The following is a 20,976-nucleotide window of genomic DNA, read 5'->3' as shown; positions in this document are numbered from 1 at the left end:
GAGAGCGCCTGAGAAAATGTGGACCGGGCTTTCGGGAGGGCTGACGCCTCGCCCGGAGGGGGCTCTGTCAGGCGCTCTTGTTCAGGCGGGGCGGCCGGGTGCCAGCAGGTTGGCGATCATGGTCTGCACCACCTCGTCATTCTGGTTGAAGGTGGTGGTCTTCACCCGCAGCACGCCCTGGTCGGGCCGCTTGGCGGAGCGCCGGGCCTCCAGCACCTCCATCTCGATGCGCAGCACGTCGCCAGGGCGGGTCGGGCGCGGCCAGCCGATCTGGTCGACGCCCATGCCGATATAGCCGCCGGCCAGTTCGGCGTCGCTGCCGACGATCATCCGCATCGTCATTCCGGCGGTGTGCCAGCCGCTGGCCGCCAGTCCGCGGAACAGCGTGTCCTTTGCCGCCTCGGCATCCAGGTGGAAGGGCTGGGGATCGAACTTCTCGGCATAGGCGACGATCTCCGCCGCATCGACCGTCAGCGGCCCCCCGGTGAAGCGGTCGCCCACCGTGACATCCTCGAAATAGCGCATCCCCCGGAACTCCGTTCTTGATGATACAGACCTGTCTCTTGATTGCGAAGATAGAGACAGGTCTGTATCATTGTCAATGCCGGGCTTGAACCCGGCCATAGCGGATTGGGTTGGTGCTGGGAATGGTTGAGGCTGAAGGGGCAAGGAAGCCGGCGCGCGAACGGATTCTCGACACGGCGGCGGAGCTGTTCTACCGCGAGGGCATCCGCGCGGTCGGGATCGACACGATCATCGCCCGCTCCGGTGTCGCGAAGATGAGCCTGTACCGGAACTTCGCGTCGAAGGACGATCTGGTCTGCGCCTATCTGGAGCGCAACATGGTCCAGCATGCCGCCTGGTGGGACCGGGTAACCGCCCGCCATCCCGGCGATCCGCGTGCCCAGATGAAGGCGCTGTTCACCGCGCTCGGCCACTGGATCGACCATCCGAAATTCCAGGGCTGCCCCTTCACCACCGCCGCGGCCGAACTGCGCGATCCGGCCAACCCCGCCCGGGCGATGGCGCTGGCCCACAAGCGCATGGTCCGCGACCGCCTGCATGCGCTGGCCGCGGCGGCGGGTGCCGACGACCCGGACCGGCTGTGCGCGCAGTTGCAGCTGCTGATGGAGGGTGCTTACGCCGCCGGCCGTGCCCTGGATCTGGGGCCGGGCAACGAGGCGGTGGCGAGTGCCGCGGCGGCGCTGATCGATGGGGCTTGCGGGGAAGGCGTCGGCTGACGACCGCCTCCACCCGGCACCACTCCGAACACAAAAAAGCGCCGCAGGTCATCCCCGCGGCGCTTCTTCAATTCATCACGCTTGCGTCAGTCGGCGCCGATTCGGTCGCGGACCGGCTGGCCGGGGCGGTAATCCTGCAGCCGGGTGGCGCGCAGGCCGCGCATGCCGTGGCTGTCGATCAGCCGCTGCCAGGACAGGAATTCCTCCACCGACAGCGTATAGCGGCGGCAGGCTTCTTCCAGGCTGATCAGGCCCGAACGGACGCCGGCGACCACTTCCGCCTTGCGGCGCATCACCCAACGCTTGGTGTCGGGCGGGGGAAGGTCGTTTTCGGTCATGGGACGCCCCTCAGGACCAATGACCGATACACCGGCTGCGGAGTCATCGCCGGTGTCGAGTTCGATGAGTGCCATGCGCGGACGCTCCAACCCAAACTGTGGATTCCACGATTTCGGGGTACTGTAGGCGCCGGCACTTAACAAATGCCTAAACGAAAGGGTTAACTTTTTTTCGGGTGGTATCGCTCGCCCATATGGACGGGCCGGTCCCGGCGCCCTGTCCGTATGGGCTGGCAGCAGTCGGTTCATGCAACGAATCCGGGTCAGTAGACCGTGGTCAGCTTCGACAGCGGGACTTCGCTGGCGCCGATGTTCAGCACCGTCTCGCCGTCCTTGTTGCTGCCGATGCCGGCGACGGTGCCGAAGGTGTAGGTGGTGGTCTTGATGGTGTCGTTCTTGTTCTCCGACACCGGCGCCACGTTCAGGCGATAGGTGCCGGGCTGAACCGCGCGGCCGTTGTTGTCCTTGAAGTCCCAGTTGACGGCATGCTTGGTGCCAGCGGTGGTTTCGCCGGGCATCGAGCGGACGATATTGCCTTTGTCGTCCAGGATGTCGACGCGCACCGACTTGGCCGAGGTCGCCAGCTCGTAGCCCAGCGGCGCCTGGGTCATGCCCTGCGTGTACTGGAAGTTGTCGCCCTCGAAGGCGACGGTGCGGCCGAGATAGGCGAGGTTGGTCGAGGCGGTGCCGGCAGACTGCAACTGCACCAGCTTGTCCAGGCGGCTGTTGGTGCCGATGTTCTGCTCGACGTTGGCGAAATCGACCAGCTGCTTGGTCATGTCGTTGGTGTCGAGCGGCTTCAGCGGATCCTGGTTCTTCATCTGCGTGGTCAGCATGGTGAGGAACGTCTGGAAATTGTCGCCCAGCCCCTTGGTCGCCGAGGCGGTCTTCTCCGCATCGGTCTGGGGCGTCTTGCTGGTTTCGGACGGCGTCTTCGACCCGGTGGAAAGACCACCCGAATAGGTGCCGTACTGGTTCACGGTCGGGGTATTGGTGGTGTTGGTGGTCGTGGTCATTGCGGTCGTCCTTTATGGCCCTGCCGGCCGAAATCTCTGATGCGACGTTGAGGCTTGCGGCCGGGCAGGCCGCCTGTCTCAGGCGCGGATGTCGACGCGCCCGTTGCCGAGCGTCGCGGTGTAGACGGCACTGTCGGCCCCATCCTCGTCGCCGCCACCGCCGAAGCCGCGGCCGCGCCGACCCGAGCCGCCTCCCTTGCCATCCCCCTGGCCGCCACCGGCGAAGGGGTTGCCCTCGCCGCGCAGGCTGAAGTTCAGGCTGTTGGAGTCCGTCTGCAGTCCAGCGTCTTGCAAGGCACGTTCCAAACTGCGGCTGTCGCGCTGCAAAAGTTCGAGTGTCTGTGCCTTTTCCACCGCGACCGTCGCGTTGACCCGGCCGTCGGCGCCGATGTCCAGCTTGATGTCGATCCGGCCCAGTTCGGCCGGATGCAGGTTGATGGTGAACTGGTCGACGTCGTCGGCGACGCTCTTCTTGATGTGGACGGCGATCTGGTCCTGCACGCCCATCGGCATGCCGGCACCGCGCGACGGGCGGAGAGTTGCGGTGGCGGCCTGCGTCTGGTCGAGGCCGGGGATGCCACCATGAGGCCCTTCCATCGCGGCCAGTGCCGGATGGGTGTGCGGGCTGGCGGCGGCGGAGGATGCCCCGGCGCTGCCGGTTCCCTCGATGCCCTCCAGCGCTTTGGCGGCGGTGTTCGTGGCGGCGGCGGTCATTGCTTCCGCGACCGGTGCGGCCGGTGCCGCAGCCGCCATCGGCGTCGACTGCGGCATCGTCGTCTGTGCCTGCGGCTGGGCGTCGTTGCGGCCGCCGCCCTCGCTGCCGGCCTGCTTGCCGGTCTGCTTGGCCTCGCCGGCCTTCGCCTTGGCGGCGGCCAGCAGATCGGCGAAGCGGTCGGGCAGGGCGGCATCGTCGGTGGTCGGCAGCGCTTCGGCACCGGCCTGGGCGCCGGCCTCGGCCTTGGCGGTGTCCGCCGTCTGCGCGGCATCACCGTTGACGGCGTCGGTCTTGCCGGCAGCCTTCGCCACGGCGCCCGCCCCCGCCTGTCCAGGCGTCATCGCACCGGCGGCGGCAGCCTGCGCCTGGGCGAGTTGGGCGGCAGGATCGGCAGGCGCGGCGGCCCCGGCGGCGGTGGCATCTCCTCCGCCGGCAGAGCCATCGGTGCTGTCCGTGGCTGCGGCCTTTCCGGCCGGCATCAGGCCGGCGAGGATCAGGTCGCTCGCCTGCGGCATCGGTTGCGGCGGAGCCGGCTGGACAACGGGCAGTGGCTGGTTGGGCGGCTGGTTGGAAAGCTGGTCGGCGGGCTGGGCCGTTGCCTGCTCGCCGGCCGCGCCATCCTGGCCATTCGAATCGTCTGCACCGGCGCTGTCGGCCTGTCCGCCGGCGTCGGCCGATGCGGCATCGTCGCTGGCGGCAGCCTTACCAGCACCGGCGGTGCCATCGGCGGTGGCGTCGGCCTTCGCTTCGTCGGTCTTGTCCGCGGTCGTCTTGTCGGCGCCGGCCTTGGCGCCGTCGGTCTTGGACTGGTCCTTCGCCGGCTTCTCGGTCTTGGCCGGGCGCCGGTCGTCCTGGCGGGCCTCGACCTTGCGGTCGTCCTCGGCCTTGCCGGCCTTCGGCTCCGCGGCACGGGCCGCATCGGCGGCATCCGGCTGGCGGGGAGACTGGACGCTCTTGTCGCGGGTCAGGTCGGGCTTCGGTTCCGCGCGTACCGGCTGCCGACGCTGGGCCTCCGCCGCGCGGGCGTCCCTGGCGTCCTTGGCAGCTTCCGTGGCGGCGTCCCTGGCCGCCTCCTTCGCAGCGTCCTTGGCGGAGTCGCGGGCCGCCGCATCGGCCTGCTCGCGCTTGCGCGCAGCGGCGTCGGCCAGCATGCGGTCCATCATCTTGGAAAACAGGTCGTTCTTCGTCGCCGTTCCCTGGGTCTGCTGGGACTGGCTGAGACCGTCGAACAAGGACGCGGCGATGTTGTTCGATTGGACTTCCATGGAAGGGCCTCTCAGGGACGGCGGAACGCACCGACGGCGATGCGCAGGGTTCAATGCAACGGGCGGGCCAACCGTCAATCCCTGCTATAAGGCCGTCGCTCCGGGGGCAGGCGGCAGTTCCGGCCGGCTGGGGAGACCTCGACCGGCAAATTCGGCCGGGTGACGGACCATTCTTGCCGTCACTATCCGGCACACAAGAAAAAGGCCGCCCCCGTGGAGAGGAGGCGGCCATCCGAAAAATCTCGGCAGTCACGGATGAAGGCAGTCACGGATGAAAGGGAAACCGGCTCAAAGCCGGGTGTTCAGCGCCGCCGAGGTGCGTGGCCCGCTGGGTGTCGGGGAATAGCCGCGGCCGCCGCCCATATGGGCGGCATAGGCGGTGGACGGCGCCTTCTGCTGGCGGGTGATGACGTTCACCACAGTGTCGACCATCACCTTCTGCGCCTCGCCGCCGATGCGCAGGGCCTCGGCATTGTCGGCGGTGGCGGCATAGAGCTTGCCCGTGGCGTCCTTCAGCGCGGTCTTCATCTCCTGCGGCAGGGCGATCAGCCCTTCGCGATCGACACGCAGCATGCGGCTGATCTCTTCATAGACCAGCGTCATCGGCTGCTTGTCCTTGACGATCTGCGCCAGTTCCCTGGCCGGGCGGCGGGCGCGGACGGCGGCGGCCTCGCGCTCCAGCAGGGCGGTCAGGCGGCCCATCAATTCGATCAGCGCGACCGCGCGTTCCTGGGCGTTCTTCGGCAGGTTGGCGGCCGGTTTGGGCTGCTGCGGGAAACGAACGTCGACCTTATCCATGGCTGGCCTCCTGGGCGCGAAGAAGCTCTCCGTAAACCTGATTGGCGATGCCGAAGCCGCCGCGCTGGGTGATCTGCTTGCCGAACTGCTCGATCAGCATCGGGCGGAACATCTCTTCCCCGCGCCCGCCGCCGAAGGTCTCGTCGGTTCCGATTCCCTCGAACATCGGGCCCAGCATCTGCGACACGAACTGGCTCTCGAACTCGTTGGCCGACTTGCGCAGCTGGGCAAGCTTTGCCGGGTCGGTCTTGGCCTCCAGATCGGAGATCTTTGCCTGGGTGCGCACGCCGAACCCTGCGGCCTGGGCGCGCTCCACCAGGGAAGCGCTGCGCGGGGCCGAAGCGGCGGAAAGGGCGGGGCTCATGGTCATCAGATCACCTCGATCTCGGCTTGCAGGGCGCCGGCGGCCTTGATCGACTGGAGAATGGCGATCATGTCCCGCGGGCCCACCCCAAGCGCATTCAAGGATTGTACCAACTCCTGCAAGGTCACCCCGGAATTCATCACGGCGAGGCGGTTGTTGGACTGCTCGTCGACCTGGATGTCGGTGCGCGGCACCACCGCGGTCTGGCCCTGGCTGAACGGGCCGGGCTGGCTGACCTGCGGGGTTTCGGTGATGCGGATGGTCAGGTTGCCCTGGGCGATGGCGACGGTGGAGATGCGGACGTTCTCGCCCATCACGATCACGCCGGATTTCTCGTCCACCACCACGCGGGCGACCTGATCGGGGGTGATGCGCAGTTGTTCGATCTCCGTCACCAGACCCACCACGTCGCCGCGCCGCGTCTCCGGCACGTTGATGAGGACGGAGGCCGGGTCGGTTGCCTGGGCGCGGTTGCCGCGCAGCTGGATGTTGATGGCCGTCGCCACGCGCTGGGCGGTGGTGAAGTCGGGGTTGCGCAAGCTGAGGCGCAGCACCGGCAGCTCGGCCAGCGAGAACTGGATCTCGCGCTCCACGATGGCGCCGGAGGAAATGCGGCCGGAGGTCGGCACGCCGCGGGTCACGCTGGCGCCCTGGCCCTGGGCGGTGAAGCCCGACACCGCGATCGGCCCCTGGCCCACGGCATAGACCTCGCCGTCGGCGCCCAGCATCGGGGTGACCAGCAGGGTGCCGCCCAGCAGGCTCTTGGCGTCGCCCATCGCCGACACGGTGACGTCGATGCGGGTGCCCTGGGCCGCATAGGCACCCAGCGTCGCCGTCACCATCACTGCCGCCACGTTCTTGGTGCGCAGGTTGGTGCCGCGGGTGTTGACGCCCATCCGTTCCAGCATGCCTTGCAGGCTCTGTTCGGTGAAGGGCGAGTTGTTCAGGCTGTCGCCGGTGCCGTTCAGGCCCACCACCAGCCCGTAACCGATCAGCATGTTGTCGCGCACGCCCTCGACATCGACGATGTCCTTGATACGGGCGGACGCGGCCAATGCCGGTGCGGCCGGGACACCGAACGCCAGCAGGGCGGTCAGCACGGCCAGCACGGCACGGCGGCGCAGAAGGCGAAGGGCGGTGGGGATCATGACGCGGACACTCCTGAACTCGTGCCCATCCCTATACAAACCCCGTGCCAGAGGCGGCAGGCGGCAGCTTTCCACGCCTGTCCTGAAAAACGCCCGGGATATGGCGCCTTTTGGTCACAGCCGGCCGGCAATTTTTGCCCGATTGCGGCAAGCCTTGACCGGATGTTAAGGTTGATCCATCTAGAGTGTGCGCGTTTACGCATCCTTTACTGCAAACGGTTGCACGGATCATGAAAGTCGAAGGCTCCGGAAACATACGCGGCAGTGGTTCGGTCCGCCGCACCGGCAAGGCCGAAGGCTCGTCCGGCGCGGCCTTCTCCAAGCAATTGGTGGGAGAGACCGGCTCCGCCCATGGCGTCAGCGGCACCGCCGCCACCGCCGGGGTTTCGGGCGTGCTGGCCTTGCAGGAGGTGGACGTCACCGACGACGCCACCGCGCGTGCCTCCCGCGGCAAGATGCGGGCGGAAGAGATGCTGGACCGGCTGGAGGAAATCCAGCACGGGCTGCTGTCCGGTACCCTGTCGATGCAGAAGCTGGTCGATCTGGCCAAGGTGGTGCAGACGCGCCGTGCCCAGGTCGACGATCCCAATCTGGCCGAAATTCTCGACGAGATCGATCTGCGTGCGCAGGTCGAACTGGCGAAGCTGACCTCCTGAGCCGGTTGGCCGCTTTCAGGCCCGATATGGGCGCCCATGCCGCTGGGGCAGGGCGCTGCCGGTTGACAGGCCACATTGGCCTCCGAATGGGCGGCGGCCGGGGTCGGCGAATCTGCAACGCTGACAAATCTTTTTTATTCCAATGGCTTGTTTGGTCGTTGCGGGGGCGAACCAATGGGTTGCGGTCGCGCCGTGGCGTGCCTATACTCCGCGCCGCCCGGATCACCCCTTTTTCGCTGGATGCTTTCGGATGACGTCGCCGCTTCTGCCCCAGAACTATTCCCCGTCGGAAGACGAGGAGTTCATGAACCCGATCATGCGGGAGTATTTCCGCCAGAAGCTGCTGCGCTGGCGCGCGGAACTGCTTGCGGAATCCACCGGCACGCTCAACAGCCTCCAGGAAGGCGGTATCCAGGAACCGGATATTGCCGACCGCGCCTCGGCCGAGACCGACCGTGCGCTGGAGCTGCGGACGCGCGACCGCGAACGCAAGCTGATCTCAAAGATCGACGCTGCACTGGAGCGTCTGGTCGACGGCAGCTACGGCTATTGCGAGGAGACGGGCGACCCCATCTCCGTCCGCCGGCTTGATGCCCGTCCGATCGCGACGCTGAGCCTTGAGGCCCAGGAGCGTCACGAGCGGATGGAACGGACCCAGCGCGACGACTGACGCCGCGCCGTCTTCCGGCCTTGCGCATCCACCCGGTGCCGGCCGCCGGGGGCCGGGGCGGGCGTGATGCCGGAACAGAGCCGACAGAATGGAAAGCGCCGGTTCCCGACCGGCGCTTTCGTCGTTTCGGATCGCCGGGCTTCGGATCGCTATGTTTCGGCCCGCCAGGGAACCAACGCCGCTGCCCGTCGGTTCGCAACGGCACACGAAGCGGTGCTTCATTCCTGGAGGACGGTCATGGACAATGAGGCGTTGAACCTCGACCTGCGCAAATTCCTGAAGCAGGTCGGCGTCACCTCGCAGAGGGAAATCGAACTGGCGGTCGGCCGGGCCCTGGCGGAGGGTCGGCTGGACGGGGTGAAGTCCCTGTCGGCCCGCATGGTGCTGACGGTTGACGGCATCGACCTGACGCACGAAGTCACCGGCGACCTGTCGCTGGAACAACCGCCGGAGTGACCGCTCAGGCGAGGCGGAACTGCGGGGTAACGGTCAGGATCGCCGTGGTCAGCCGGCGTTCGTTCCACGGCACGTCATGGTGGGCCGAGGTCAGGTAGCGGCTTTTGGGATCGCGGGTCAATTCGCTGGGGAACAGGGCAACCTGCTTGCCGGCGGTCCGTCCGAACACGCCGTCATAGGGCCTGCCCGCAAGGGCTGCCGACATCGCCCGGCACAGATCGCTGCCCGCGACGCCGCCAAGATGGGTGGTCTGGGTCGGTCGGGTGTTGAATTCCAGGAAGACCGGCGCTCCGCCATCCTCCGGCAGAATTGCGTCGATGCCGCCGAAGCCGGAATAGCCCGTCAGTTCCACGATCCGCCGCGCCATCCCGATCAGCGCCGGATGGTCGGCCATTTCGATCACCGAAGCGGGGCCGAAGGGTTCCGGCTGGTGGTGCAGGACGGTGTAGGCAAAGCCCTCCAGCATCCGCCCGCCCACGGCACAGAAGGACACCGATGCCGCCCGCCCGCGCACGAACTCCTGCGCAACGACCTGCCGGACCGCCCCTCCGGGCGGCGGCTTGGCCGCCAACTCCATCGCCTGACGGGCACTGGAGACGAGAAACACCCCACTGCCGGCCGAACTGCCGTCATATTTCAGCAGAAGCGGTTCGCCGAGCCCGACCAGATCGGCCAGTGCGGTGCGTTGCGGATCGACGGCGACCTGCCGAGGCGTCCGGATGCCCGCCGCCGCCGCCATCTCCACGCAGCGCGACCGTCCTTCCTCCCAGCTATGGCCAGCGTACCAGCCCTGGACGATCCGCAGGCTCCGGGCGTCGGCGCTGTCCTCCGGAATCCGTTCGCGCAGTTGCCCGGCCAGACCGAGCACGCGGACGGCCGCTTCCTCGCAGCCGATGACGATATCCGCCTGAAAGCGTGCCGCCGCCCGGGCGGCGGTGACGGTCAGATCATCGAAAGCCAATCCGGGAGCGAAGCAATGGCGGCCGTCGATCTGATCGCTGAACTCAAGCAGCGAGTCCCGCGGGCAGATCACGAAGACGCGAAAGCCCGCCGCTTTCAACGCGGCAGGCATCCTTGCGGTACCGTACCGATACATCGCGCAGGACACCAGCAGTGCCGTCGGCATGCACACCTTCGCTCGGGGGATGTCGGACCAAAGCTTTACTGACTAATCATTCTGTCGGCAATCGGGGCCTCCACCGATCCCTTCATCGTCCCGGAATCCTGCCCATCCTACCGGACAGCTTGAGGCAAGGCCGCCTTTCCGTTAGGGATGGCCCCTGACCGCCAACCCTGAGAGAAGTCCTGGCTCCATGAGCGACGATCCCGATTGCCTGGGCATGTGCGCCATCGACGGCGACGTCTGCACCGGTTGTGGCCGCACGCTGGATCAGATCAACGCCGCGCTGGACCGCGCCGATGCCGACGGAGAGCCCGATCCTCCGGCCGGCTGAGTTCGCCCGCATTTCCTTCTGCGACGATCTCCGGCCGCTGCTGTTTTCTCCTCATCGACAGCCGAAAAACGGACCGAGGAGCAGCCACATGGCCGATCAGCCCAACCAGCAACCGGCCGACGCCGTACGTGACGGCCAGCCGCAGAAGCCCGCCGACACCGGCAACAGTGGCGGCAACAGGATCAGCAGCGAAACCGAAAAGGCCCAGGAGGAAGCCGCCAAGGAGCGCGCCCGCGAAGGCGGCTATCAGTAAGTGGTGGACCGACCATGCGGCGGCCCGGTTCCCGGTGGGGGGCCGGGCCGTTTCCTTTTATGGCCGCGCGCCGGAAATGTGACGCACGCAACAGCGGCTGACGCGAGTGGCGCGTAAGGTCATCCTCGACCAACCGGTCATGGCCTGTTCGAGGAGGTGTACGATGACGAGTGACCTCACCCTGTCCCAGAGCATCACCAACGCGGCCGACCTGATTGACTGTGTTGCCCAGCGCGAGGCCTATCGCCGTGCGACCGAACTGATCGGGCCGGCCTTGGGGCGCATCGGCGGCAACATGGCGGTCGGCATGCTGGATGGCTTCACCGCGGCATCGCAGCCGTTGCTGGAGGGCTGAGCGTCGGGGCAAGAGACAACGGCCCGGCAACATCGCCCCGGCACAACCCACCGGGCGGCAGCAATTTCCCATCCGGTGGCGATGCGCGGAGCCGCCGCCGATCATGGCGAATGTCGGACTTTCCGGCGATCCCCGACGCGCCAGGGCCACGGGGGAATGTCTCCCCCATGGCCCGGCTTCCACAACCGTTACGCCGTCTGTCCTCAGAACGGCATGATGATGTCGTACAGCTGCTGGCCGTAGCGCGGCTGCTGGACGTCGGTGATCTGGCCGCGGCCGCCGTAGGAGATGCGGGCTTCGGCGATCTTCTCGTAGCTGATGGTGTTCTGCGCGGTGATGTCCTCCGGACGGATCACGCCGTGGATTTGCAGGTCGCGCAGCTCGTAGTTCACCCGGACTTCCTGGTGGCCCTGGATGACCAGATTGCCGTTGGGCAGGGTCTGGGTCACCAGCGCCGCCACCTTCAGCTCGATCTTCTCGTTGCGGTCGACCGAGCCCTTGCCGTCGTTCGAGGTGTCGCTCGACAGGTCCACCAGGCTGGAGGCCGAGGCGCCGGCCGGCAGGACGCGGTTCAGCGTGGCGCCTTCCAGGCCGAACAGGTTCGGCATGCCGGCCTTCTCGGTGTTGGCGCGCGACCGCTTGCTCTCGTTCGACAGCTTGGCCTGATCGGCGATCGAGATGTTGATGGTCAGGATGTCGCCGACCTTGGCCGCGCGCTGGTCCTTGAAGAAGGCCTTGGCGCCGGTCCGCCACAGCGAGTTCGGGTTGCGCTCCGTCGGCAGCGGGGTCGGCATCGGCAGGCTGACCGGCTGGTAGCCGGCCTTGGCCTGCGGATCCTGGATGCCGCTCATCTCCGGGGCCTTGCCGATGTCGGCGATGCGCGAGGCGGCACCGCAGGCGGTCAGCGAGGTGGCGGCGGCGGCGATCATCGCGAAGCGGATCAGACGGGCGGTCATGGTGGCGGACATTGGAGCTTTCTCCTTACTGCGCGATGATGCCGGGCTTTGCCACGGCGACGACGTTGGGGCCCGCGACCGTCGCTTCGACGATGCGGTTGGATTGGGTGTTCACGACGCGGATGACCTCGCCCTTGCCGCCGTCCTGCAGAGCCTTGCCCTGGGTGGTCAGCGTCATCGACTGCGTCGACAGGGTGATGGTGACCATGGCGCCCTTGTCGACCATGCGCGGCGATTGCAGGTCGCGCAGGCGGACGGGCTGGTTGGTCGACACGCCGCGCTTCGGCGTCATGCCGATCAGCTGCGCGTCGGTGGCGGCGGTGTCGCTGGTGGTCTGATCGGCGCGCACGTCCTGCCAGTCGATGTCGCCCGGGCCGATGATGTCGCCCGGAATGACCCGGCGCGACAGCACCGGGATCTGCACCACGCCGAAGGCGCGGCCCGACACCGGCAGGCGGACCTGGCTGCCGGTCACCACGATCTCCGCGGCGAAGCGGCCCTGGATCGGGCTGTAATAGAGGTTCTCCACCGCCAGCCCGCCGGCGCCCTGCGGCGCGCGCAGCTCCACCGCGCGGCTGTCCAGCTCCATCTGCAGCCGGCCGGCGGTGATGACCCGCGACAGCGCGTCCGACAGGACCGCCTCCACATGCGGCATCCCGTACACCACGTCGGGGGCCAGACCCGCGCCGGCCACGGCGGAAGCCGAAGCCGTGGCGGCGGATGCCATGCCGGCGCCCATGGCCGGGGCGGCCAGCAGGGCGGCGCCGAGGATCAGGGCGGGCAGGCGGCGGTTGGCGAGGGGACGGATCATGGCGGTGGTTCCCGATGTGAAGGCTGAAGCGAGGCGCCGGCAGCGTTACGTCATGCGGCGTTACTTCATCTGGCTGGCCTGCTGCATCATCTCGTCGGTGGTCTTGATGACCTTGGAGTTCATCTCGTAGGCGCGCTGGGCGGTGATCAGCGTGGTGATTTCCTGCACCACGTTGACGTTGGAGGTCTCCAGCGCACCCTGGGTCACGCGGCCGAAGCCGGGGGCGCCGGGGTTGCCGGTCACCGCTTGGCCCGACGCGCCGGATTCCAGGAACAGGTTGTCGCCGGTGGCTTCCAGGCCGGCGGCGTTGGCGAAGGTGGCGAGCTGGATCTGGCCGACATTCTGGGTCGCCGTCTGGCCGTCCAGCTTGATCAGCACCTCGCCCGACGAGTTGATCGAGATGTCCACCGCGTTGGTCGGGACGGTGATGTTCGGCTGGATCGGATAGCCGTCGGCGGTGACGATCACGCCTTCCGGCGACAGCTTGAAGTTGCCGGCGCGGGTATAGGCGGTGTCGCCGCTGGGCAGCGTCACCTGGAAATAGCCCGAGCCGTTGATCGCGACGTCCAGCTTGTTGTCGGTGATGTTCAGGTTGCCCTGTTCCAGCACGCGGGCCACCGCGGCGACGCGCACGCCGGCACCCACCTGCACGCCGGTCGGCACCACGGTGCCGGCATCCGACGAGGTCGAGCCGATGCGACGGAAATTCTGGTACAGCAGGTCCTGGAACTCGGCCCGCTGCTTCTTGTAGCCGGTGGTGGTCGAGTTGGCGATGTTGTTGGAGATCGTCTCGACGTTGAGCTGCTGGGCGATCATCCCGGTGGCGCCGATGGCGAGGCTGCGCATTCTGGTCTTCTCCTCTCGTCGTCGGTCTGGATCAGGCGGTGCGGCCCAGACGCTGAAGCATCGTGCGGATCCGCTCGTGTTCGTTGTCCATCATCTTCTGGGCGGACATGTACTGACGCTGGATGTCGATCATCTGCGTCATCTCGACCACGGGCTTCACGTTGGAACCCTCAAGCAAGCCCTGTGCCACTTTCGTCTCGACCGGGGCCGGCTGCGGCTGTTCGTCGGTGACGTACAGGCCGTTGCCGACCTCGGTCATCAGCTGCTCGGTCTTGAAGGTGACGATGTTCAGCTTGGCGACCGGGCCCAGTTCGGTGGAGACGGTACCGTCGCCGCTGACCTTCACGTCGCTGGTGCCGGCCGGCAGGGTGATGGGCTGGCCGTTGTTCGACAGCACCGGCAGGCCGCCGGCATCGACCAGCTGGCGCTGGTCGTTCAGGCGGAAATTGCCGGCGCGGGTGTAACGCGGGCCGCTGGCGGTATCGACGGTGAAGTAACCCTGGCCGGTCAGCGCCAGATCCAGCGGGTTGCCGGTCTGGGTCATCGGGCCGTTGGACAGGTCGCGCACCACCGCACGGTCCTGGACGAAGCTGACCTTCTCGTGCAGGCCGGGCTTTTCCAGATATTCGGTGAACAGCATCCGCTGGTTCTTGTAGCCGGTCGTGTTCATGTTCGCGATGTTGTTCGACGTCACGTCCAGCTGGCGTTGCAGCGCCATCTGGCGCGACATGGCGACGTAGATCGAATTTTCCATCTTGCGGCCTCTTCACCTTGCGAACGGATCGAACGACAGCGTCCGACCGGCGAAAAGGGTATTGCAGGCGGCGTGCCAACTTCGCCCAAGCCCCCGGAATCCTCGGCATCCAGGCAAGACGGGGGTGGTCCCGCCGCGTGGGGCAGGGGATGCCGGGCAGAATCTGCCGGGGGGAGGACCTTCCTTGCCGGGCTCCACCGGGCAAGACTCTCCCGTTCCCGCCGCTGAAGGGGTGCGGCAGGGTGATGGCCGGCAGCCCCACATCCCAGAAGGGACCGCGGGCGGCCGGGGGCGGAGTCCGGGCGTGATTGCGCTCCGACCGGAGGACGGACGGAAGGGCGGCCACGGACTGCCGGGCAGCCCCAATCAAGAACCGTGCCGAAATGGTGACAGGGGGCGGAAACCTGCCCGTCCGGGGCGGTCCATTCCCCACTCGAAAGGAGTTATTAACTATCCCAAAAGTAGCTTTGACCCTGTCAGGCGGCGCATGCCTGAGCCGTTGCGTACCTCGAACGATCCCAGGATGTCATGGCTGCCGAAACCGATGCCGGTGAACTGACCGACGGCCTGCCCCGGAAGAAATTCAGCGGCAAGAAGCTGGTCCTGTTCGTCGTTCTGCCCCTGGTCCTGCTGATCGGCGCCGGTGCCGGCGTCTATTTCTCCGGCCTGCTCGACGGGCTGCTGGGGAAGGAGAAGCCGGCGGAAGAGGGGGAGCACGCCGCAGCGGAAGGCGAGCATGGGGCGGAGGCCGGCAAGGGCGACGCCGCCCATGCGGCGCCGATCTTCTACGACCTGCCGGACATGCTGGTGAACCTCAATACCGGCAACAAGCGTCCGGCCTTCCTGAAGATCAAGATCTCTATCCAGCTGTCGAAGCCGGAGGATGTCGGTGCGGTGGAGCATGTGCTGCCGCGCATCATCGACAATTTCCAGGTCTACCTGCGCGAGCTGCGGTTGGAGGATCTGCGTGGCTCGGCCGGCATGTACCGGCTGCGCCAGGAACTGCTTCTGCGCATCACCGCCGCCGCGTTCCCGGTGAAGGTGAGGGACGTGCTGTTCAAGGAAATGCTGGTCCAGTGAGGGCCCGGTCAGGTGGGGATGGGGGCCGATGAGCGACACCGGTGAACTGAGCGAAGAGGAACGGCTTGCCGCCGAATGGGCGGCATTGGCCGAGGACAGCGGCGATGTCGGCGACATGGGCGGCGGCGGGTCGACGCGCGTCCTGAACCAGGACGAGATCGACAGCCTGCTGGGCTTCGACCAGGGTGGTGCCGGCGACGGCGACAACTCCGGCATCATGGCGCTGGTCAACTCGGCGCTGGTCAACTACGAACGCCTGCCCATGCTGGAGGTGGTCTTCGACCGCCTCGTCCGCATGATGTCCACCAGTCTCCGCAACTTCACCTCCGATAACGTCGAGGTCAGCCTCGACCAGATCTCCTCGGTCCGTTTCGGCGATTACCTCAACTCCATTCCGCTGCCGGCGATGCTGTCGGTCTTCAAGGCGGAGGAATGGGACAATTACGGCCTGATGGTCGTCGACTCCGCTCTGATCTACTCGATCGTCGACGTTCTGCTGGGCGGACGGCGCGGCACCGCGGCGATGCGCATCGAAGGCCGTCCCTACACCACCATCGAACGCAACCTCGTGGAACGCATGGTCCATGTGGTGCTGTCCGACCTGTCCGCCGCCTTCGATCCGCTGTCGCCCGTCACCTTCCGCTTCGACCGGCTGGAGACCAACCCGCGCTTCGCCACCATCGCGCGGCCGGCCAACGCGGCGGTGCTGGTCAAGCTGCGCATCGACATGGAGGATCGCGGCGGCCGGCTGGAGCTGATGATCCCCTATGCGACGCTGGAGCCGGTGCGTGAGCTGCTGCTCCAGATGTTCATGGGCGAGAAGTTCGGCCGTGACTCGATCTGGGAAACCCACCTGGCCTCGGAACTGATGGTGACGGACGTCGACCTGTCGGCCGTGCTGGACGAGGTGACGATGACCCTGCACGACGTGCTGAACTGGCGCGTCGGCACCCGCATCCTGCTGAACGCCACCCCCGACGGCGCGATCGAGCTGCGCTGCGGCGACGTGTCGATGTTCCAGGGGCGGATGGGGCGCAAGGGCGGGCACATCGCCGTCCGCCTGGAAAAGGAACTGCCCAAGCAGGAGGTCATGAGGCTATGAGTCCGCTGGTCTCCATCATCATCGACGTCGTGATGGTCGGCCTGCTGGCCGCGACCATCGCCTACGCGATCATCCTGAACCGGCAGATCATCGCGCTGCGCGAGAGCCGCGGCGAGATGGCCGAACTGATCCAGGGCCTGAACGACGCGATGGCACGGGCGGAAAGCGGCGTGCGCACGCTGAAGAAGACCGCCGGCGACACCGGCGAGGATCTCCAGCGCACCGTCAACAAGGCGCAGACCCTGCGCGACGAGCTGGAATTCATGATCGAGGCGGCCGACGCGCTGGCCAACCGCCTGGGCAATGTCGGCGAGCGGGATGGTGCACGCCGTGATGGCGGCAACCGGCCTGTCGCGGTGGCCCCGGCGCTGGCGTCGCGTGCTCCGGCCAAGGCGCCGCTGGTGGCGCCGCGTCCGGCCCTGCGCAGCCTGCCTGCCGAAGACGACCATGACCATGACGACCATGCCCCGCCGCCGGCCCGGCTGGACGCGCCGCCGCGCCGCGCCGCCGCCCGTGCCGAACCGCCGGCCGAGGCGCGCGATCCCATCACCCGTGACGGCGAAAGCCTGTCCAGGGCCGAACGAGAACTGCTTCAGGCGATCGAGAACGCCGGCAAGGGGATCGGATGAGCATGCGCACCAGTGACGGCAAGCCCGCTGCGGCGGGGAACGAAGCCAAGGTGGTGATCCGTCCGGCCGGCGCCGCTCCGACCGGCGTCCGTACCTCTCCCACCCTGGCGGCGCAGCAGGCGCAACTGCCGGCGGTTCGCACCGCCGCGGGCAAGGTCCCGGCCAAGGCTTCGGCGAAGAAGGGCAAGGCGAAGGCGCGGAAGCCGGCGACGCCGCGCGTGCCCTTGACCGAGCGGCTGCGGGCCCGGCTGCGCGGTTTCCGCTTCCGTCTCCTGCCGCTGACCATCTTCGTCGCGGTGATGATGCTGGGCGTTCGGGTCGGCGACCTGTGGCGCCTCGCCACCCACGACGCCCGCCTGCCGGACTTCCCGGTCAGCCTCGCCCAGGGGCCGCAAAGCTCCACTCCGGCGACGCCTCCCAATCAAATGCCGGGTCAGATGCCATCCGCCACCACCAAGCCGGCCGGCAAGGAAGCCCCGCCGGCTCCCGGCGGGTCGAGCGGCCCGGCGAACGCCCCGGCGGCCAATGCGCCGCTGGCTCCGCTCGGTCCGATCGACAACCAGGAACTGCTCCAGCATTTCGCCGAGCGTCGCGCCGAGATCGAGCGCCGCACCAAGGAGATGGAGCAGCGCGAAGCCCTGCTGGCCGCCGCCGAGAAGCGGATCGACCAGAAGGTGGCGGAGATGGAGAAGACCAAGTCCGACATCCAGAAGCTGATGGCCCAGGGCGACGAGAAGCAGTCGGCCCAGCTGGAAAGCCTGGTGAAGATCTACGAGACGATGAAGCCGAAGGAGGCCGCCCGCATCTTCGAGGAACTCGACATGCCGGTGCTGCTGGGCGTCATCCAGAAGATGAAGGAACAGAAGACCGCGCCGATCCTGGCGGCGATGGACCCGGTCAAGGCCAAGGAGGTCACCGCGGCCCTGGTCGAACGGCGCGTGCCGCTGACGGCGACGGTGACCGCGCCGAAGTAGGGGTGGTTATCCCCTCTCCCCGGGGGGAGAGGGGATGTTCTGTTATTTACTCACATGAACCGGTTGTTCTTCGGGAACCCGTTCGGCGGCATCTTGCCCTGACCGGCGCGGTCGCCCATCCAGCCGGTCAGGTCGGTGACGACGAAGTTCCGCTCGCCGTTCTTCCAGCTCAGGCCATCGGCCAGCGTGAAGGTCTTCACGTCGGCGACGCTGGCGTCCTTGTATTTCTGAAGCTGGACGCCCTTGCCGCGGGTCATCACCGGCACCTGCTCCAGCGGGAAGACCAGCATCTTGCGGTTGTTGCCGATGATGGCGAGCGTGTCGCCGGTCGCCGGCTGGCAGATGCGGGCCGACTTGCCGTCCTCCAGGTTCAGAACCTGCTTGCCGGCGCGGGTCTGGGCCAGCACCTCGGCTTCCTCGACGCGGAAGCCGCGGCCGTCCTCCGACACCACCAGCAGGGTGCGGCCGGGCTGGTGGCGGAACAGGTCGACGATGTCGACGTCGTTGCCGAGGTCGATCATCAGCCGGACCGGCTCGCCGAAGCCGCGGCCACGCGGCAGCTTGTCGACGCCGATGGTGAAGAACTTGCCGTTGCTGGCGAAGACCAGAAGCTTGTCGGTCGTCTCGCACCGCTCGATGAAGCCGCGCGTGTCGCCGTCCTTGTACTTCACGTCCTCCGCCTCGGCATCGGTCAGATGGCCGCGCACCGTACGGATCCAGCCCTTGGCGGAGCAGATGACCGTCACCGGCTCGCGCTCCACCAGCGCGTCCAGAGGCACCTCGATCACCGTCGGCGCGTCGGCCACGTCGGTGCGCCGCTTGCCGAGCGCACCGCTGCCGAACTTCTTCTTGATCTCGGCGACGCCCTCGGCGATCCGCTTCCAGCGCAGGGTCTCGTCGCCCAGCAGCTCCAGCAGGCCGTTCTTTTCCTTGGTCAGCGTCTCGTGCTCGCGCCGGATCTCCATCTCCTCCAGCTTGCGCAGGTTGCGCAGCCGCATGTTGAGGATGGCGTCGGCCTGCACGTCGGTCAGCGTGAAGGCGCGGATCAGCTCCTGCTTCGGCTCGTCCTCCTCGCGGATGATGCGGATGACCTCGTCCAGATTCAGGTACGCGGCGAGATAGCCGCCGAGAACCTCCAGCCGGTGGTCGATCTGCTTCAGCCGGTGGTTGGAGCGGCGGACCAGCACCTCATGCCGGTGGTCGAGGAAGGCCTGAAGAACCTCGCGCAGGTTCATCACCCGCGGCACATGGTCGGCCCCCAGCACATTCATGTTCAGCGAGAAGCGGATCTCCAGGTCGGTGGCCTGGAACAGCGAGGCCATCAGCACCTCGGGATCCACGTTCCGGTTCTTCGGCACCAGGACGAGACGGACATCCTCCGCCGATTCGTCGCGGACGTCGTCCAGCAGGATCAGCTTCTTGGCCAGCAGCAGCTCGGCGATCTTCTCGACCAGCCGGGCCTTCTGCACCTGATAGGGCACCTCGGTGACGACGATCTGCCAGGTGCCCTGGCCCAGCTTCTCCACCTCCCAGCGGGCGCGCAGGCGGAAGGCGCCGCGGCCGGTGCGGTAGGCTTCGATCACGTTCTGCCGCGACTCGACCAGCACGCCGCCGGTGGGGAAATCCGGGCCGGGCATGAAGCCGACCAGCGTCTCGATCGAGGCGTCGCGGTGCTTGATCAGGTGGCGCAGCGCGTCGCAGATCTCGCCGACATTGTGTGGCGGGATGTTGGTGGCCATGCCGACGGCGATGCCGCTCGACCCGTTGGCCAGCAGGTTGGGGAAGTTGGCGGGCAGCACCGCCGGCTCGTCGCCGTCGCCGTCATAGGTCGGGCGGAAATCGACGGCGTCCTCGTCGATGCCTTCCAGCAGGGCCTTGGCGACCTCGGTCAGACGGGCTTCGGTGTAGCGCATCGCCGCGGCGTTATCGCCGTCGATGTTGCCGAAATTGCCCTGGCCGTCGACCAGCGGATAGCGGACGGAGAAGTCCTGCGCCAGCCGCACCAGCGCGTCATAGACGGAGGTGTCGCCGTGCGGATGGAACTTGCCGATCACGTCGCCGACGACGCGGGCCGACTTCTTGGGCGGCGTCGTCGGTTCCAGCCGGAGCTGGCTCATGGCGAACAGCAGCCGCCTGTGCACCGGCTTCAGCCCGTCGCGCACGTCGGGCAGCGAGCGGGACATGATGGTGGACAGCGCATAGCTGAGATAGCGCTCGCCGAGCGCATCGGCCAGCGGCTTCTCAAGAACTTCGGAGGCAGGGTTTTGCGGCTTCATGATCCGGTCGGTTTAGCAGCTTCAGCCGGAACGCGCTACCGCGTTCGCGTAACGTTCTCTCAAGCGCTCACGCGCGGGCGGCAGCGGCCCGTTCAGCACGTGGCGTTCCAGGAAATGCGCGGTCAGCCGCAGCCCGTCGGCCACCGCCGCCGGCCCACCGCCACCGCGCCCGGCCAGGAAATCCGGCAGGGGCAGCAGCCGGTCGCGATAGGGTTCCCCCACCGATGCCGTCACCGCGCGGCCGGTGCGCGGGCTGACATAGGCGAGATAGTCGTTGGCCCCCGACACCGCGCAGCGGTCGAGGTCGAGGCCGAATCCAAGCTCCGCCAGCAGCCCGATTTCCCACCGCACATAGGTCTCGGCCCAGGCCGGCCCGTCCAGCAGGTCGAACAGGGCGAGCAGCCCGTCGAACAGGGCAGGGTGCGCCTCCCGCTCCGGCAGGGCCGCCTCCACCAGCGCGCAGGCGCTGATCAGGGCGGCCAGCGCCTGGGCATCGTCGAAGAAGTTGGCGGCATAGCCCTTCATCGGCTCCAGCGTGAAATGGCCGAGATGCTCGGGCAACCGGCCGCGCCAGCGGGCATGGACCAGCGTCCCCGGCTCCAGCGTGCCGCGCTGGCGCACCGACCGGCCGCCCATCACCATGCCGGCATGGCGGCCGTGTTCGCGCGTCAGCAGGGTCGCGACGGCGGACCCTTCCCCCTGGGGGCGGGCGGACAGAACGATGCCCTGATCGGACCAATCCATCGGTGCCGGTTTCGGATGAGGTGGCGAGCTATCCTAATATAGGAAAAAATTTCGCAGAAGGAACCCTCCACGGCC

25 protein-coding genes are annotated in these 20,976 nt (G+C 67.5%); 11 read left to right on the top strand and 14 right to left on the bottom strand.

Going from position 1 to position 20,976, the window contains the following annotated elements:
* Positions 1–81 precede the first annotated feature (81 nt).
* A complete protein-coding gene (locus J2848_RS05615; RefSeq protein ID WP_149230080.1) occupies positions 82–525 on the bottom strand; it encodes a MaoC family dehydratase in 444 nt (147 codons plus the stop codon).
* 122 nt (positions 526–647) lie between these two features.
* Here J2848_RS05615 and J2848_RS05610 point away from each other — a divergent pair, with 122 nt between their 5' ends.
* A complete protein-coding gene (locus J2848_RS05610; protein WP_149230441.1) occupies positions 648–1,241 on the top strand; it encodes a TetR/AcrR family transcriptional regulator in 594 nt (197 codons plus the stop codon).
* A gap of 86 nt (positions 1,242–1,327) precedes the next feature.
* Here the strand turns inward: J2848_RS05610 and sciP are convergent, their stop codons facing one another.
* From sciP to J2848_RS05580, 6 genes are all read right to left on the bottom strand, one after another.
* Positions 1,328–1,654, bottom strand: a complete 327-nt coding sequence (sciP, locus tag J2848_RS05605) for a CtrA inhibitor SciP (RefSeq protein WP_149230081.1) — start codon at positions 1,652–1,654, stop codon at positions 1,328–1,330.
* Positions 1,655–1,842: 188 nt separating this feature from the next.
* Positions 1,843–2,595, bottom strand: a complete 753-nt coding sequence (locus J2848_RS05600) for a flagellar hook assembly protein FlgD (RefSeq protein ID WP_149230082.1) — start codon at positions 2,593–2,595, stop codon at positions 1,843–1,845.
* Between the two features lie 78 nt (positions 2,596–2,673).
* Entirely contained in the window at positions 2,674–4,575 is a 1,902-nt protein-coding gene (locus J2848_RS05595; RefSeq protein ID WP_149230083.1) for a flagellar hook-length control protein FliK, read from the bottom strand.
* Between the two features lie 288 nt (positions 4,576–4,863).
* On the bottom strand, positions 4,864–5,373 hold the full coding sequence (locus tag J2848_RS05590; RefSeq protein ID WP_149230084.1) for a flagellar basal-body protein: 510 nt from the start codon (positions 5,371–5,373) through the stop codon (positions 4,864–4,866).
* Entirely contained in the window at positions 5,366–5,743 is a 378-nt protein-coding gene (locus tag J2848_RS05585; protein WP_149230085.1) for a rod-binding protein, read from the bottom strand. The genes J2848_RS05590 and J2848_RS05585 overlap by 8 nt, the downstream gene beginning before the upstream one ends.
* Positions 5,743–6,885 (bottom strand): flagellar basal body P-ring protein FlgI, encoded by a 1,143-nt coding sequence (locus J2848_RS05580; protein ID WP_149230086.1) that lies wholly within the window; start codon positions 6,883–6,885, stop codon positions 5,743–5,745. The genes J2848_RS05585 and J2848_RS05580 overlap by 1 nt, the downstream gene beginning before the upstream one ends.
* 230 nt (positions 6,886–7,115) lie before the next feature.
* Between J2848_RS05580 and J2848_RS05575 the strand changes: the two genes are divergently transcribed.
* The 3 genes from J2848_RS05575 (at position 7,116) to J2848_RS05565 (ending at position 8,667) form a co-directional block, all read left to right on the top strand.
* Positions 7,116–7,541: a flagellar assembly protein FliX gene (locus tag J2848_RS05575; protein ID WP_149230087.1), complete on the top strand. Its 426-nt coding sequence runs from the start codon at positions 7,116–7,118 to the stop codon at positions 7,539–7,541.
* A 250-nt stretch (positions 7,542–7,791) separates the two neighbouring features.
* Positions 7,792–8,211, top strand: a complete 420-nt coding sequence (gene dksA, locus J2848_RS05570) for an RNA polymerase-binding protein DksA (RefSeq protein ID WP_012974451.1) — start codon at positions 7,792–7,794, stop codon at positions 8,209–8,211.
* A 237-nt stretch (positions 8,212–8,448) separates the two neighbouring features.
* On the top strand, positions 8,449–8,667 hold the full coding sequence (locus tag J2848_RS05565; protein WP_149230088.1) for a DUF6494 family protein: 219 nt from the start codon (positions 8,449–8,451) through the stop codon (positions 8,665–8,667).
* 4 nt (positions 8,668–8,671) lie between these two features.
* On the opposite strand, the gene J2848_RS05560 is transcribed toward J2848_RS05565, so the two are convergent.
* Positions 8,672–9,793, bottom strand: a complete 1,122-nt coding sequence (locus tag J2848_RS05560; RefSeq protein WP_149230089.1) for an ATP-grasp domain-containing protein — start codon at positions 9,791–9,793, stop codon at positions 8,672–8,674.
* Between the two features lie 187 nt (positions 9,794–9,980).
* On the opposite strand from J2848_RS05560, the gene J2848_RS05555 reads away from it, so the two are divergent.
* The 3 genes from J2848_RS05555 to J2848_RS05545 all read left to right on the top strand — a co-directional run bounded on the left by J2848_RS05555 (position 9,981) and on the right by J2848_RS05545 (position 10,729).
* A complete protein-coding gene (locus tag J2848_RS05555) occupies positions 9,981–10,121 on the top strand; it encodes a DUF1289 domain-containing protein (protein ID WP_149230090.1) in 141 nt (46 codons plus the stop codon).
* 88 nt (positions 10,122–10,209) lie between these two features.
* A complete protein-coding gene (locus J2848_RS05550) occupies positions 10,210–10,374 on the top strand; it encodes a hypothetical protein (RefSeq protein WP_170306952.1) in 165 nt (54 codons plus the stop codon).
* A gap of 163 nt (positions 10,375–10,537) precedes the next feature.
* Positions 10,538–10,729, top strand: a complete 192-nt coding sequence (locus J2848_RS05545; RefSeq protein WP_149230091.1) for a hypothetical protein — start codon at positions 10,538–10,540, stop codon at positions 10,727–10,729.
* 203 nt (positions 10,730–10,932) lie between these two features.
* Here the strand turns inward: J2848_RS05545 and flgH are convergent, their stop codons facing one another.
* From flgH to flgF, 4 genes are read right to left on the bottom strand one after another with little or no spacing between them, the layout of a single operon-like run.
* Entirely contained in the window at positions 10,933–11,697 is a 765-nt protein-coding gene (flgH, locus tag J2848_RS05540) for a flagellar basal body L-ring protein FlgH (RefSeq protein ID WP_211103054.1), read from the bottom strand.
* Between the two features lie 13 nt (positions 11,698–11,710).
* Complete coding sequence (gene flgA, locus J2848_RS05535; RefSeq protein ID WP_149230092.1) at positions 11,711–12,496, bottom strand: flagellar basal body P-ring formation chaperone FlgA; 786 nt, start codon at positions 12,494–12,496, stop codon at positions 11,711–11,713.
* Between the two features lie 60 nt (positions 12,497–12,556).
* Positions 12,557–13,342, bottom strand: coding sequence for a flagellar basal-body rod protein FlgG (flgG, locus tag J2848_RS05530; RefSeq protein ID WP_149230093.1), 786 nt, complete (start codon positions 13,340–13,342; stop codon positions 12,557–12,559).
* Positions 13,343–13,373: 31 nt separating this feature from the next.
* Entirely contained in the window at positions 13,374–14,096 is a 723-nt protein-coding gene (gene flgF / locus J2848_RS05525) for a flagellar basal-body rod protein FlgF (protein WP_149230094.1), read from the bottom strand.
* A gap of 528 nt (positions 14,097–14,624) precedes the next feature.
* Here flgF and J2848_RS05520 point away from each other — a divergent pair.
* Genes J2848_RS05520 through J2848_RS05505 form a run of 4 tightly spaced genes read left to right on the top strand, consistent with a single transcriptional unit; the run spans position 14,625 to position 17,881 of the window.
* The gene (locus J2848_RS05520) at positions 14,625–15,176 is read left to right on the top strand and encodes a flagellar basal body-associated FliL family protein (RefSeq protein ID WP_149230095.1); all 552 of its coding nucleotides are present in this window, start codon (positions 14,625–14,627) and stop codon (positions 15,174–15,176) included.
* A 28-nt stretch (positions 15,177–15,204) separates the two neighbouring features.
* Positions 15,205–16,278 carry a flagellar motor switch protein FliM gene (gene fliM / locus J2848_RS05515; protein ID WP_085089732.1) on the top strand — a complete coding sequence of 358 codons (1,074 nt, stop codon included), beginning with the start codon at positions 15,205–15,207 and terminating at the stop codon, positions 16,276–16,278.
* The gene (locus J2848_RS05510; protein WP_149230096.1) at positions 16,275–16,907 is read left to right on the top strand and encodes a DUF6468 domain-containing protein; all 633 of its coding nucleotides are present in this window, start codon (positions 16,275–16,277) and stop codon (positions 16,905–16,907) included. Before fliM ends, J2848_RS05510 begins: the two co-directional genes overlap by 4 nt.
* Positions 16,908–16,909: 2 nt before the next feature.
* The gene (locus tag J2848_RS05505) at positions 16,910–17,881 is read left to right on the top strand and encodes a MotE family protein (protein ID WP_246193691.1); all 972 of its coding nucleotides are present in this window, start codon (positions 16,910–16,912) and stop codon (positions 17,879–17,881) included.
* A 50-nt stretch (positions 17,882–17,931) separates the two neighbouring features.
* On the opposite strand, the gene parC is transcribed toward J2848_RS05505, so the two are convergent.
* Positions 17,932–20,157, bottom strand: coding sequence for a DNA topoisomerase IV subunit A (gene parC / locus J2848_RS05500; RefSeq protein WP_149230098.1), 2,226 nt, complete (start codon positions 20,155–20,157; stop codon positions 17,932–17,934).
* A gap of 21 nt (positions 20,158–20,178) precedes the next feature.
* A complete protein-coding gene (recO, locus tag J2848_RS05495; protein WP_149230099.1) occupies positions 20,179–20,901 on the bottom strand; it encodes a DNA repair protein RecO in 723 nt (240 codons plus the stop codon).
* Positions 20,902–20,976 lie beyond the last annotated feature (75 nt).

Source organism: Azospirillum lipoferum, assembly GCF_024170005.1.
Lineage (GTDB): Bacteria > Pseudomonadota > Alphaproteobacteria > Azospirillales > Azospirillaceae > Azospirillum > Azospirillum lipoferum.
The sequence above is the reverse complement of the archived record's forward strand: the minus strand, read 5'-3'. Positions and strand labels throughout refer to the sequence as shown.